Raw genomic sequence first — 13,462 nt, 5'->3', positions numbered from 1 at the left:
CGGTAGCCAGGGGCAATCCAGGGATGAATAGAAGTCAGAAGTTATTCGGTGTGAGTTTGCTGGCGTTGGTGATCAGCGGTTGTGCGGTCACCAGCGAGCCGATCGATCGAAGCACCAGCGAACAGCGCGCCCGGAACGACCTGCAGAATATGTACAAGGACCAGGAGCCCCTCAGTGGTCCGTTGACGCTGCACCAGGCCATGGCCCGCGCGGTGAAGTACAACCTCGAAGGCCGCCTGAAAATCATGGAAGAGGCCTTGGCCAAGCGTCAGCTGGACCTCGCCAGCTTCGACATGCTGCCGCGCATGGCCCTCGATGCCGGTTATGTGGGGCGTAACAACGTCAGCGCCTCCAGCAGCCAGAGCGTGGAGACCGGCACCCAGTCCCTGGAACCGTCGACCTCCCAAGACCGCGACCGCGAAGTGGCGGACCTGACCATGGTCTGGAACGTGCTCGATTTTGGCGTCAGCTACATCAGCGCCAAGCAGGCCGGTGACCAAAGATTGATCGTGCAGGAACGCCGGCGCAAGGTGATCAATACCATCGTCCAGGATGTGCGCTCGGCCTACTGGCGAGCCATGGCCGCCGAACGTTTGCTCAAGCAGATCGACAGCCTGATGGCCCGGGTCGAGGCGGCGCGAGGCAACAGCCAGAGCATGAGCGAGCAGCGCATCGGCGACCCGGTGCAGGCCTTGGGTTACCAGCGCTCGCTGATACAGGCGACCCGTCAGTTGGAAGAACAGCGCCGGGCCTTGTCCCTGGCCAAGACCGAACTGGCGACCCTGATCAATCTGCCGTTGGGCACCGAGCTGACCCTGGCGACCCAGGATGAGTACGCCATCCCGGAACTCAAGGTCGATTTGGCTCGCCTCGAACAGGAAGCGCTGGCCAGCCGGCCGGAACTGCGCGAGCAGGACTACCAGACCCGCATCACTGCGGCGGAAACTCGCAAGGCCATGTTGCGCTTGCTGCCGGGGCTGGAATTTTCCGCCGGCGGGCATTACGACAGCAACTCGTTCCTGGTGGAGCAGGGCTGGGCCGACTACGGCGTCAAAGTCACCTGGAACCTGTTCAATGTCATCTCCGCTCCAGCGGCTATCGACGTGGCCAAGGCCGGTGAAGAAGTCGCGGCGGCACGGCGCCAGGCGATGTCGATCGCCGTGTTGGCGCAGCTGTACGTTGCCAACGCCAACTACCGCGAAGCGCTGCGCCAGTTCAAGACCAGCCAGGAGCTGTCGGACATCGATGGGCAAATAGTCGGTCAACTGCGTAGCCGTCACCAGGCTGCGGGTATTGGCGAACTGGACCTGATCCAAGGCGAGCTGAATACCTTGCAGGCGGACCTGCGGCGGGACCTGGCCTATGCCGACCTGCGCAACGCCTACGGACAAATCTTCGCCAGTGCCGGCCTCGACCCATTGCCGAACGAGGTGCAGTCCACCGAAGTGCAGTCGATTGCCACTGCGTTGGCCAATCGCGAAGCGGCCTGGGCGCAGGGCGATATCACGCTGCCGAAAACAGCCACGATGACTCAATAACCGGGCACAGCCATGACGCGCCCGGCGTTTTCCCGCCTGCCCGTCACGGTGAACCTGCCGTTGCTGTTGCAAGCGCTGGCAGCCATCAAGGACGAGCGTTGGCGAGGGCATTTCAACACTGCCTATCACAGCGGTGATTGGAGCGGCGTGGCGTTGATCTCGGCTGCCGATGCCTTGACCGAGCTGTCGCCCGGACACGGTAAGCCCGTGTACCGCGTGCCCTGGTCAGAGGATGGTCGCTGGCAAGAAGCATTGGCCGATTGGCCTCTGGATATCGTCTCGGCCCGCCTGCTGCGGTTGGGCCCGGGTGGTCTCATCCATGAGCATCGCGACTATGACCTGGGCGGTCCGGACGCCGACCTGCGCCTGCACGTTCCGCTGCTGAGCTCGCCGGGGGTTACGTTCTGGCTGGACGGGCAGATCATTGCGATGCAGGCGGGCGAATGTTGGTTTCTCGATCTGGCGCGTCCTCATCGCGTTGCCAATCAAGGCGACCAGGCGCGAATCCATCTGGTGCTCGATTGTCGCCCCGGGCCATGGTTGGACCAGCAGATAGCCGAGGGGCTGCGTAGTACACCCGAAGCCGTCGTTGGGCAAAGCGACCTGGCCCGTTTCCAGCATTGCGTGGAGGTCGATCCTCAGCTTGCCAGCGCATTGCAAGGCCTTCATGACCTGGACACTTTCGTTGAAACCGCGCTGACGCTTGGGGCGGAACAAGGGCTGCATTTCACCCGGGAGCAATTGCGGGCTGCCATGCGCCACGGTCGCCGACAATGGAGTGACCAGTGCAAGCCCTGAGGCTGGATGGCTGGTTGCCGATCCGCGTGTGGCAGGAGGCCGGTGAGTGGCGAGTCGATTGGTGCTGGTTCGGTGACCGACGACTGTCGCAGCCGTTCTTCGGCGATGCCGTGGAAGAAGCCCTGCGCTTGCCCTTCAACCTGGTGTTCCGCCGCCAGACACCCTTGGACGTCCTGGGCCAATGGCAGCGACAGAGCCCCGGCCTGGCGCCCAGCGCATTCATCTTCCATGCCTCCCGATGCGGCTCGACACTGATCAGCCAGATGCTCGCCCAACTGGATGACCACATCGTCATCTCGGAGCCGCCGCCCCTGGATGCGCTGCTGCGCAGTGATTTGCCGCCTGCCGGACGGCGCGTGGCGCTCAAAGGCTTGGTGTCGGCCTATGGGCAGCGCCGTCGAGGTGGGGAGCAACGGCTGGTGATCAAGCTCGACGCCTGGAACATCGGCGAATTGGCGCTGTTGCGCGAATGTTTTCCCGATACGCCTCGGCTGTTCCTGTACCGCGATCCGCTGGAAATTGCCGTCTCCCATCTGCGCCGCCCTGGCATGCACATGGTGCCGGGGTTGATCGGGGCGAGCGTGCTCGACGATGAATTACCCTTCGTCAGCCAGGAAGATTTCATCTCGCGTCGGGTGGGCCGTTTGTTGACGACAGGTCTGGAGCACTGCCAGGCGTTTGCCGCAATGGCGGTGGACTACACCGAACTGCCCGAGGCGATGACGGGAAGGCTGGCGGCGTTTTTCGGGCTTGATGATGAGCAACGCAGGCGAGTGTTCGCAAAAGTGGGGCAGCATGCCAAGCAGCCGGCGCAGGCGTTCACTGGCGACAGCGAGGACAAGCGCCGGGAGGCTTCGGCGCTGTTGCATGAGCGGGTCAGGTGTTACGCGCAGGCACCCTATGAAGCGTTGAGATCGTTGTAGTCCAGGCGATCCCGCTTCTGCGGTGAAGGTGCTTGCCACAAAGGGTTCAGCGTTCGCTTCAAAGGACTAGACTGCGAGAGTCCCCCAGTTGATCCTTTCATGCTCAGGAGTTTCGCATGGAAACCCCGATCCATAACCTTCCCGCGCTGTTCAAACAACTCGGCCTGCCCGACGACGCCGTCAGCATCGATCAATTCATCGCCAGCCACTCGCCGCTCAAGCCCGAATTGCATCTGGCCGACGCATTCTTCTGGAACGAGAGCCAGCGGCAATTGCTGCGTGATGAAATTCTCGAAGATGCCGATTGGGCGGTGGTGGTGGATCAGCTCGACGTGCTGCTGCGCAAGGGCCGAAGTGGTTGAGGCTTATGCTGCAATACTTGTGCTAGCGAGCTAATCAATCAGTGCCGATGCCAGACACAACAGATCGCGAGCAAGCGCGCTTCCCCATGGGCTGATCAGTTATGCTATTTAAGCCTTAATAAATAGCTTCTTATTCCTTAAGCAATGCAGCTCTCCTCCTTATACTCGTCCGCAAACAGATACGCAGGAGAGCCCCATGCGCAACGAATCGATTCGCTACCTGATTGTGCCGGGCTGGCAAGGATCGCCAGACAATCATTGGCAAACCCACTGGCAGGCCAGCCTGCCCAATAGCACCCGGGTCGAACAGGCTGACTGGTTGACGCCACGCCGAGAAGATTGGGTCGCCGCGCTGGCAGAAGCCATCGCCGCTGACAGCACGCCGGTGATTCTCATCGCGCACAGCCTGGGTTGCATCACGGTTGCCCATTGGGCTGCTACAGCTCCGGTGCAGCTGTTACGACAGGTGCGCGCCGCGTTGCTCGTGGCACCGGCGGATGTGGAGCGGCCGGCCTGCGCCCCGGCGTTGCGCAATTTCGCGCCGATCCCGACGAACCTGCTGCCATTCCCCAGCCAAGTGGTCAGTTCCGACAACGACGCGGCAGTCAGTGCCCCGCGCGCGCTGGAGCTTGCACGCAACTGGGGGGCCGAGGCCGGGATTCTGGCGGGGGCCGGGCATATCAACGTGAAATCCGGACATCAGCGTTGGGAGCAGGGTTTCGCTTATCTCTACCGCCTGCAAACGCGCATGGAGCATCACGCCCTGCGTCGTGCCTGAATTTTTAGTGCCCTCCGTCTCCCGGCGGTTTGGGCGGGAGCCTTCCATGACCCTGAACGAAACCTTTGGCCAGCCATTGCTGACCTTTCCCGACTCGGAAAAAAGCCCTCTGAGCATCCGCGCCAAGGCGCTGGTTTTCGTCGACCCACGTTCGCGGCAGTTACGCCAGGAGCTGGAGCGATTGGCACCGCGCTCGGTCTCGGTGTTGATCCGCGGCGAAACCGGCACCGGCAAGGAGCTGTTGGCCAGGCACATCCACCGCGAAAGCAATCGGGGCGGGTTGTTCGTTTCAGTCAATTGCGGCGCCATCAGCCCTACTTACGCCGATGCCGAGTTGTTTGGCTACGCCGCTGGCAGCCATAGCGGTTCGGCCAGCAGCCGGGCGGGGTGGTTCGGCTCGGCCAATGGCGGCACGCTTTACCTGGACGAGATTGGCGACTTGCCGTTGCCGATCCAGATCAAATTGCTGGCGGCCCTGGAGAACCATGAAGTCACTCGCGTTGGTGCGCACCAGCCCAGTCCGGTGGACGTACGCCTGGTCGCGGCCACCAGTATCGATCTGGCGCAAGCGGTGTCGGCTGGAAAATTCCATGATCGGCTCTACCACTACCTTTGCGAGGGTCAGCTTGAGCTGCCGGCCTTGCGCGAAAGAGTGGGCGACATCCTGTCCCTGTCCGAATACTTCTTGGGCATCTACAGCCAGCGGCTTGGTTTGACGGTGCCGCTGATCAGCGAAGCGGCGCAGCATGCCCTCGAACGGCACAGCTGGCCGGGCAATACACGCGAGTTGGAAAACGTCATTCACTTCGCATTGCTGGTGAGCACGGGAAACGAGATTTTGCCGGAGCATTTGAATCTGCCCTCCCGGCCATCGGCCCTGGGACTGATCGACGGCCAGGTGGCGCAGGTTATCGCCCAGGGCTCGGAAACCGAACGCCTGGCCCTCAAAGCGTGGCTCGTTCAATTGAGCCAAACGCTCTAGACCGGACCCGTTCAACTGCGGCGAAGGTGCTCGCTCCCTCGCCACCAAAATCTGCGGTTTTCGTATATGAGTAAAATGAATATGAACTTGAATAAAAGATATTGTTAAGGCATAAAAAATATCGGTATCTTGCGCATCACGCCAGCGATAGCACTTCGCTGGCACTTTACTTCTGGCCGTCGTCCATGACGCCTGTGATTTTCGATAAGGACACCGCATGAAAAAGGTTCTGTTGTTCACCGCATTGGCGGCAGCCCTCACCTCGGGCCTGGTCCAGGCCGCAGAGAAGCTGGTCGTCGCAGCCACCCCGGTACCCCACGCCGAAATCCTTGAGCTGATCAAGCCAGCCCTCGCCAAAGAAGGCGTGGACCTGGAGATCAAGGTTTTTACCGACTACGTTCAACCCAACGTACAGGTTGACCAAAAGCGCCTGGACGCCAACTACTTCCAGACCCTGCCGTACCTCAAGAGCTTCAACGAAGGCAAAGGCACTGATCTGGTAACCGTAATCGGCGTGCACGTCGAACCGTTTGGCGGCTACTCGAAAAAGGTCAAGAGCCTGGCTGAGCTGAAGGACGGCGCAACCATCGCCATCCCTAACGAAGGCAGCAACAGCGGCCGGGCCCTGATCCTGCTGCAGAAGGCTGGCCTGATCAAACTCAAGGATCCGAAAAACGCCTTGGCGACGCCGAAAGACATCGCCGAGAACCCGAAGAACTTCAAGTTCAAGGAATTGGAATCGGCCATGTTGCCGCGGGTGCTGGATCAGGTTGACCTGGACATGATCAACACCAACTACGCCTTGGAAGCAGGCCTGAACCCGGCCAAGGACGCTTTGGTTATCGAAGGTTCGGATTCGCCTTACGTTAACTTCCTGGTCGCCCGTCCGGACAACAAGGACAGCGACGCCATCCAGAAACTGGCCAAGGCCCTGACCAGCCCGGAAGTGAAGGCGTTCATCGAGAAGAAGTACAGCGGCGCGGTACTGCCGGCGTTCTGATTCGCGCGGTAAACCCTGTTACGGTTTCAAACGTCGACGGCTGATACAGCGTCGGCGTTTTTTATGCTCGAAAGATTGCTTGGGTCAGGGACAGGATTACCTGTGGCGAGGGAGCTTGCTCCCGCTCGGCTGCGCAGCAGTCGCAAAACCCGCTAATGCGATCTGCATTAAGGACGACTGGGGGCCTGCTACGCAGGCCAGCGGGAGCAAGCTCCCTCGCCACAAGATCAAAGGCGAAAATCAGGCCATTCTGGTCTTCAACGCCCGGCGCAACGCCACCAGCAATTTCAATATGTCCTGCGGTTCCAGTCGCTGCGGCACTTTTACTTCAGCCATGTTTTTCTTCCTTGTGTGTTCAGCCAGGAGTCTGGCCAAAAGCGGAGCATCCTTGGAGGGGCATTGCGAAAAAAAGAGCTTTCCTACAGCGAAGGAAAGTAGTCGCCTTCTTTTGCCACGGCAAATCGTAGGGTGGGTTTTCAGATGGATATAACCCTTGGCGCTCCCTTGCCACAGGGGGCGGCGGTTAATCCGGCCAGTGCCACGCCGGCTCATCCAGTGCCAGCTGCCCGACGATTCCCGTCTGCCCGAAATCTTTCTCCAGCACGATGCAATTGCAGTCCTCATCCTGTTCCAGCGCGGCAATCAGGCGCGAGGCGTGGGATACGACCCAGACCTGGCAACTGGCCGAAGCGCGGATGATCAAGCGCGCCAGGGCCGGCAACAGGTCGGGGTGCAGGCTGGTTTCCGGTTCGTTGAGCACCATCAGCGACGGCGGTCGCGGTGTGAGCAGCGCGGCCACGAGCAGCAGGTAGCGAAGGGTCCCGTCCGACAGTTCGGCGGCGGTCAGCGGCCGTAGCAGGCCGTGTTGCTGGAACGCGATGGCGAAACGTCCGCCTTGCAGCTTGTCGATCTGCAGATGGGCACCGGGGAACGCATCGCCGATGGCCCCATGCAACGCGTCGACGTCACCGATTTCAAGAATGGTCTGGAGGGCTGCGGCCAAATCGCGCCCATCGTGATGCAACACCGGTGTGCGTGTGCCCAGTTGCGGTTGGCGCACCGGGGCGTCGGCGTCGCTGCGAAAGTGATCATAGAAACGCCAGCGGCGGATGAATTCACGCATTTGCAGCACCTCCGGCGAAGCACGCAGGCTGCCGACCTGGTCGAACAGGCTATCGAAGGTCGGGGTGTGCTGGGACAGGACATCCCACGAACGGCCTTCGCGGGCACGGACCATCGGCCCGTTGCGGTCCACCAGCAGGCTGGCCGGTCGGAACACGGGGCCAGCCCAGATGCACTCGCGCTTGATTTCCGGGTCCAGTGAAAACGCCGATCGACTGGGCGCCGGCAGGCCGAGCGCGATCGAATAGCTGAAGTCTTCACCGGCGAATCCCAGGCGCAGGCGCTTGGTGCCCTGACGCACGACCGCCTGCACTGGCACTTCGCCGTTGCGCATGCGCCGGCTGATTTCTTCGGGGCCGGCCCAGAAGGTCGAATCCAGCCCGCCTTCACGGGCCAAGGCATTTACCACTCCGCCCTGTGCCGTCTCCGCCAACAGTCGCAAGGCCCTGTACAGATTGGATTTGCCGCTGCCGTTAGGGCCGGTGATCAAGTTCAACCGACCCAACGGGATGACCAATTTATTGATGGATCGGTAGTTGGCCACCGCCAATGTCTTGAGCATGCATATTTCCTTTGCGTGGTCGCAATCAAGTCTGCCCGATTGCCGTGCATTCGGTGAACCCTGTTCTAAGCTCAGAGTCGTATCGTCACTGGTACGTCGGTACAACGCAAAGGAGTCTGCATGACTGGTCCCGGAATCAAATTGATTGTTGGCTTGGGCGTGTGTGCGTTGTTGACGGGGTGCGGTGATAAGAAACCCGAGGAAAAAGCCTTGCCACGGGTGTTCATACAGCAAGCCACGCCCAGCGAATACGCGGCCTCCGTGACGCTGACCGGCGATGTCCAGGCCCGCGTTCAGGCCGACCTCTCGTTTCGCGTGAGCGGCAAGATCATCGAGCGCAAGGTTGACGTCGGTGACCGGGTCTCGGCCCGGCAAGTGTTGGCCAGGCTCGATCCTCGCGACTTGCAGACCAACGTCGACTCCGCCGAAGCCCAGGTGGCAGCCGAACAGGCGCGGGTCAAGCAGAGCGCCGCCGCCTTCGTGCGCCAGCAAAAGCTCTTGCCCAAAGGCTATACCAGCCAGAGTGAATACGACGCGGCCCAGGCTCAACTGCGCAGTAGCCAGAGCGCGCTGACGGCGGCCCAGGCACAACTGGCCAATGCTCGCGAACAGCTGAGCTACACCGCGCTGATCGCCGAGGCGCCTGGCATCATCACGGCACGCCAGGCGGAAGTCGGCCAGGTGGTCCAGGCCACCGAGCCGATCTTCAGCCTGGCCAGGGACGGTGAGCGTGACGCAGTGTTCAACATCTATGAATCTCTGCTGCGCGAACCGCCGTCGGACCCGGCTATCACCATCAGTCTGCTGGACAACCCTGCTATCAAGACCACCGGTACGGTGCGTGAGATCACCCCGGCGGTGTCCGCCGAGACCGGCACCGTGCAGGTCAAGGTCACGCTTCATGACTTGCCTGAAGGCATGCGCCTGGGATCCGTGGTCAGCGCCACGGCCAAGTCCGCCGGAAAGACGGCCGTGGAACTGCCCTGGTCGGCACTGACCAAGAACCTCAGCGAGCCCGCCGTGTGGCTGGTGGACGACGAGGGCAAGGCGCAACTGCATACGGTCACGGTCGGTCGTTACTTGACCGGCAAGGTCATCATCAGCGACGGGCTCAAGGGCGGCGAGAAGGTCATCATTGCCGGCGGGCAGCTGCTCCATCCTGGCGTGCGCGTCGAGATCGCCGAAAACAACCACGCCAAAGCCCCGACAGGAGCCCAGCCATGAAGCGCTTGTGGATGGTCTTGGCCGGCCTGCTGCTGGCCGCCTGTTCGAAGGAAGAGGCGCCGCCGGAGCCGGTGCGACCGGTGTTGTCCATCGAAGTCCGGGCTTTGGACCAACAGGCGCTGGGACGTTTCGCGGGGAATATCCAGGCGCGTTACGAGACCAACGTGGGGTTCCGGGTGCCGGGCCGCATTGCCAGCCGCAACGTCGATGTCGGCGCCGAGGTGAAGAAGGGCGACCTGCTCGCGACCCTCGATCCCACTGATCAGCAGAACCAATTGCGCGCCGCCCAAGGCGATCTCGCGCGGATCCAGGCGCAGTACATCAATGCCCAGGCCAACGCTCGCCGGCAGCAACAATTATTCGACCGAGGGGTCGGTGCCCAGGCGCAACTGGACATCGCCCAGACGGACCTGAAAACCACCGCCGCGTCCCTGGAGCAGGCCCGGGCCTCGGTGGAGCAAGCCCGCGATCAGCTCAACTACAGCGAGCTGCATACCGACCATGACGCTGTTGTCACGGCCTGGAATGCCGAGGCGGGGCAAGTGGTGACCGCCGGCCAGCAAGTAGTGACCCTGGCCCGGCCCGACGTGAAGGAAGCGGTGATCGACCTGCCCGCCGGGCTGGCCGAGCGCCTGCCCGAGGACGTGGTGTTCGAAGTCGCCGCGCAACTGGACCCGGCGACCCACACCACGGCCATCGTGCGCGAAATCGAGCCCCAGGCCCAGAGCGCCACCCGCACCCGTCGCGCGCGCCTGACGCTGACCGATACTCCACCGGGATTTCGCCTGGGCACGGCGATCAGCGTGACCCTTAGCTCGGCCATCGAGCCACGCATCGAACTGCCGCTCAGCGCCTTGCAAGAGGTTGATGGCAAGACGCGAATCTGGCTGATCAACCCGCAGGACCAGACGGTTTCGCCACGGGACGTGCAGGTGCTGGAACGGTCGGACGGCTCGGTGTTGGTGGCCAACGGCATCAAGCCCGGCGACCGCGTGGTCAGCGCTGGCGTGAACAGTCTCCAGCCGGGGCAAAAAGTGAAACTCGACGAGGAAGCACGATGAAAGGGCCTTTCAACTTATCGGAATGGGCCCTGCGGCATCAGTCGTTCGTGTGGTACCTGATGTTCGTCGCGTTGTTGATGGGCGTGTTTTCGTACCTGAACCTGGGCCGCGAAGAGGACCCCTCGTTCACCATCAAGACCATGGTCATCCAGACGCGCTGGCCTGGCGCGACCCAGGAAGAAACCCTCAAGCAGGTCACGGACCGCATCGAGAAAAAACTCGAAGAGCTCGACTCCCTCGATTATGTGAAGAGCTACACCCGACCCGGGGAATCGACGGTATTCGTCTATCTGCGCGATACCACTGGCGCCGAAGAGATTCCCGAGATCTGGTACCAGGTCCGCAAGAAGATCAACGACATTCGCGGCGATTTCCCGGAAGGCCTCCAAGGGCCGGGATTCAATGACGAGTTCGGTGACGTCTATGGCTCGGTGTACGCCTTCACCGGCGACGGCTTGTCGATGCGTCAGTTGCGCGACTACGTGGAGCAAGTACGTGCCGAGATCCGCGAGGTGCCTGGCCTGGGCAAGGTGGAAATGGTCGGCGAGCAGGACGAAGTGCTGTACCTGAATTTCTCCACCCGCAAACTCGCGGCGCTGGGAATCGACCAGCGCCAAGTGGTGCAGAGCCTGCAATCGCAGAACGCGGTGACCCCGGCCGGTGTGATCGACGCCGGGCCAGAGCGGATTTCCGTGCGCACCTCGGGCCAGTTCCAGTCGGAAAAGGACCTGGCCAACGTCAACCTGCGACTCAACGACCGTTTTTATCGACTGGCCGACATCGCCGATATCCGCCGTGGCTACGTCGACCCCGCCACACCGATGTTCCGCTTCAACGGCACGCCGGCCATTGGCTTGGCCATCGCCATGAAGAAGGGCGGCAACATCCAGGAATTCGGCAAGGCCCTGCATGCACGCATGAACGAACTGACCGCCGACCTTCCGGTGGGCGTCGGCGTGCACACGGTGTCGGACCAGGCCGAAGTGGTGGAGGAGGCCGTCGGCGGCTTCACCAGCGCGTTGTTCGAGGCGGTGATCATCGTGCTCGTCGTCAGTTTCATCAGCCTCGGCATCCGGGCGGGGCTGGTGGTGGCCTGCTCGATCCCGCTGGTGTTGGCGATGGTTTTTGTCTTCATGGAATACAGCGGCATCACCATGCAGCGGATCTCCCTCGGCGCGCTGATCATCGCCCTGGGCCTGCTGGTGGACGATGCAATGATCACCGTGGAGATGATGGTCACCCGCTTGGAGAAAGGCGACACCAAGGACCAGGCCGCCACCTTTGCCTATACCTCGACCGCCTTCCCCATGCTCACCGGGACCCTGGTGACCGTGGCCGGTTTCGTGCCCATCGGCCTGAACGCCAGTTCGGCGGGCGAATACACCTTCACCCTGTTCGCCGTGATTGCCGTGGCGATGCTGGTGTCATGGATCGTCGCGGTGCTGTTTGCGCCGGTGATCGGCGTGCACATCCTGAGCACCAACATCAAACCCCACAGCGCCGAGCCGGGGCGCATTGGTCGGGCCTTCAACGGTGGCCTGTTGTGGGCGATGCGCAATCGCTGGTGGGCCATTGGCATCACGGTGTTGCTGTTTGCGTTGGCGGTGTTCTGCATGCGCTTCGTGCAGAACCAGTTCTTCCCGTCCTCGGACCGCCCAGAGATCCTGGTGGACCTCAACCTGCCGCAGAACGCCTCGATGGACGAGACGCGCAAGGCGGTCGATCGCCTGGAAGCGACCCTCAAGGATGACCCGGACATCGCGCGCTGGAGTACTTACATCGGCGAAGGCGCGATTCGTTTCTATCTGCCGCTGGACCAACAGCTTCAAAATCCGTACTACGCGCAACTGGTGATCGTCAGCAAGGGCCTGGAGTCGCGCGCGGCCCTGACCGAACGTCTGCAGAAACGCCTGCGGGAGGATTTCGTCGGCATTGGCAGCTACGTGCAGGCCCTGGAAATGGGCCCGCCGGTGGGCCGTCCGATCCAGTATCGCGTCAGCGGCAAGGACATCGACCAGGTGCGCAAGCACGCCATCGAGCTGGCGACCGAGCTGGACAAGAACTCCCACATCGGCGAAATCATTTACGACTGGAACGAGCCAGGCAAAGTGCTGCGCATCGACATCGCCCAAGACAAGGCGCGGCAACTGGGCTTGTCTTCGGACGATGTCGCCCGGCTGATGAACAGCATCGTCAGCGGCTCGCCGGTGACCCAGGTCAACGACGATATCTACCTGATCGACGTGGTAGGGCGCGCCGAAGACGCCGAGCGCGGCTCGCCGGAAACCCTGCAGAATCTGCAGATCGTTACCCCGAGCGGCACGTCGATTCCATTGCTGGCCTTCGCCACGGTGCGTTACGAGCTGGAGCAGCCGCTGGTGTGGCGTCGCGACCGCAAGCCCACCATCACCATCAAGGCCGCCGTGCGCGATGAAATCCAGCCCACGGACCTGGTGCGGCAACTGCAACCGGACATCGACAAATTCGCCGCCAAATTGCCAGTGGGCTACAAGATCGCCACCGGCGGTACGGTGGAAGAAAGCAGCAAGGCCCAAGGGCCAATCGCCAGCGTTGTGCCGCTGATGCTGTTCTTGATGGCGACGTTCCTCATGATCCAGCTGCACAGCGTGCAGAAGCTGTTTCTGGTGGCGAGCGTCGCGCCGTTGGGCCTGATTGGCGTGGTGCTGGCGCTGGTGCCGACGGGCACGCCCATGGGCTTCGTGGCGATCCTCGGCATCCTCGCGCTGATCGGCATCATCATCCGTAACTCGGTGATCCTGGTGACCCAGATCGATGAGTATGAGCGTGACGGCTACGAGCCGTGGGACGCCGTGGTGGAAGCCACCGAGCATCGGCGCCGGCCGATCCTGCTGACAGCTGCCGCGGCGAGCCTGGGGATGATCCCGATTGCCCGGGAAGTGTTCTGGGGGCCGATGGCCTACGCGATGATCGGCGGCATCATCGTCGCCACGCTGCTGACGCTGCTGTTCCTGCCGGCGCTGTACGTGGCCTGGTACAAGATCCGTGAGCCGAAGCGTGATTGAGGCGGCCGAGTACTGTCAGATGTGGCGAGGGGATTTATCCCCGCTGGGCTGCACCGCAGCCCCAAAGA

The 13,462-nt window shown here is 62.1% G+C and carries 11 protein-coding genes; 10 read left to right on the top strand and 1 reads right to left on the bottom strand.

Annotation, left to right across the window (positions count from 1 at the left end; all coding sequences use genetic code 11):
* Positions 1–23: 23 nt before the first annotated feature.
* From J3P81_RS23865 to J3P81_RS23835, 7 genes are all read left to right on the top strand, one after another.
* The gene (locus tag J3P81_RS23865; protein WP_420766486.1) at positions 24–1,538 is read left to right on the top strand and encodes a TolC family protein; all 1,515 of its coding nucleotides are present in this window, start codon (positions 24–26) and stop codon (positions 1,536–1,538) included.
* A 12-nt stretch (positions 1,539–1,550) separates the two neighbouring features.
* The gene (locus J3P81_RS23860; protein WP_434561274.1) at positions 1,551–2,336 is read left to right on the top strand and encodes an aspartyl/asparaginyl beta-hydroxylase domain-containing protein; all 786 of its coding nucleotides are present in this window, start codon (positions 1,551–1,553) and stop codon (positions 2,334–2,336) included.
* On the top strand, positions 2,324–3,259 hold the full coding sequence (locus J3P81_RS23855) for a sulfotransferase family protein (RefSeq protein WP_434561272.1): 936 nt from the start codon (positions 2,324–2,326) through the stop codon (positions 3,257–3,259). Before J3P81_RS23860 ends, J3P81_RS23855 begins: the two co-directional genes overlap by 13 nt.
* A 116-nt stretch (positions 3,260–3,375) precedes the next feature.
* Positions 3,376–3,621, top strand: a complete 246-nt coding sequence (locus tag J3P81_RS23850; RefSeq protein ID WP_420766483.1) for a DUF2789 domain-containing protein — start codon at positions 3,376–3,378, stop codon at positions 3,619–3,621.
* Positions 3,622–3,817: 196 nt separating this feature from the next.
* On the top strand, positions 3,818–4,399 hold the full coding sequence (locus J3P81_RS23845) for an alpha/beta hydrolase (RefSeq protein WP_420766482.1): 582 nt from the start codon (positions 3,818–3,820) through the stop codon (positions 4,397–4,399).
* Between the two features lie 46 nt (positions 4,400–4,445).
* Positions 4,446–5,381, top strand: a complete 936-nt coding sequence (locus tag J3P81_RS23840; protein WP_434561270.1) for a sigma 54-interacting transcriptional regulator — start codon at positions 4,446–4,448, stop codon at positions 5,379–5,381.
* Positions 5,382–5,598: 217 nt separating this feature from the next.
* Positions 5,599–6,381, top strand: a complete 783-nt coding sequence (locus J3P81_RS23835; RefSeq protein ID WP_420766480.1) for a MetQ/NlpA family ABC transporter substrate-binding protein — start codon at positions 5,599–5,601, stop codon at positions 6,379–6,381.
* A gap of 523 nt (positions 6,382–6,904) precedes the next feature.
* Here the strand turns inward: J3P81_RS23835 and J3P81_RS23830 are convergent.
* Positions 6,905–8,065: an AAA family ATPase gene (locus J3P81_RS23830; RefSeq protein ID WP_434561268.1), complete on the bottom strand. Its 1,161-nt coding sequence runs from the start codon at positions 8,063–8,065 to the stop codon at positions 6,905–6,907.
* A 120-nt stretch (positions 8,066–8,185) separates the two neighbouring features.
* Here J3P81_RS23830 and J3P81_RS23825 point away from each other — a divergent pair, with 120 nt between their 5' ends.
* The 3 genes from J3P81_RS23825 to J3P81_RS23815 are packed head-to-tail and all read left to right on the top strand — an operon-like array spanning position 8,186 to position 13,394.
* A complete protein-coding gene (locus J3P81_RS23825) occupies positions 8,186–9,289 on the top strand; it encodes an efflux RND transporter periplasmic adaptor subunit (RefSeq protein WP_434561266.1) in 1,104 nt (367 codons plus the stop codon).
* The gene (locus tag J3P81_RS23820) at positions 9,286–10,350 is read left to right on the top strand and encodes an efflux RND transporter periplasmic adaptor subunit (RefSeq protein ID WP_434561264.1); all 1,065 of its coding nucleotides are present in this window, start codon (positions 9,286–9,288) and stop codon (positions 10,348–10,350) included. Before J3P81_RS23825 ends, J3P81_RS23820 begins: the two co-directional genes overlap by 4 nt.
* Positions 10,347–13,394, top strand: a complete 3,048-nt coding sequence (locus J3P81_RS23815; protein ID WP_434561262.1) for an efflux RND transporter permease subunit — start codon at positions 10,347–10,349, stop codon at positions 13,392–13,394. Before J3P81_RS23820 ends, J3P81_RS23815 begins: the two co-directional genes overlap by 4 nt.
* The last annotated feature ends 68 nt before the right edge of the window (positions 13,395–13,462 follow it).

The sequence above is a fragment of the Pseudomonas sp. R1-6 genome, from assembly GCF_051132115.1.
In the GTDB taxonomy this organism is placed as follows: domain Bacteria; phylum Pseudomonadota; class Gammaproteobacteria; order Pseudomonadales; family Pseudomonadaceae; genus Aquipseudomonas.
Note: the sequence above shows the minus strand (reverse complement) of the source record. Positions and strands in the feature narration are given on the sequence as shown.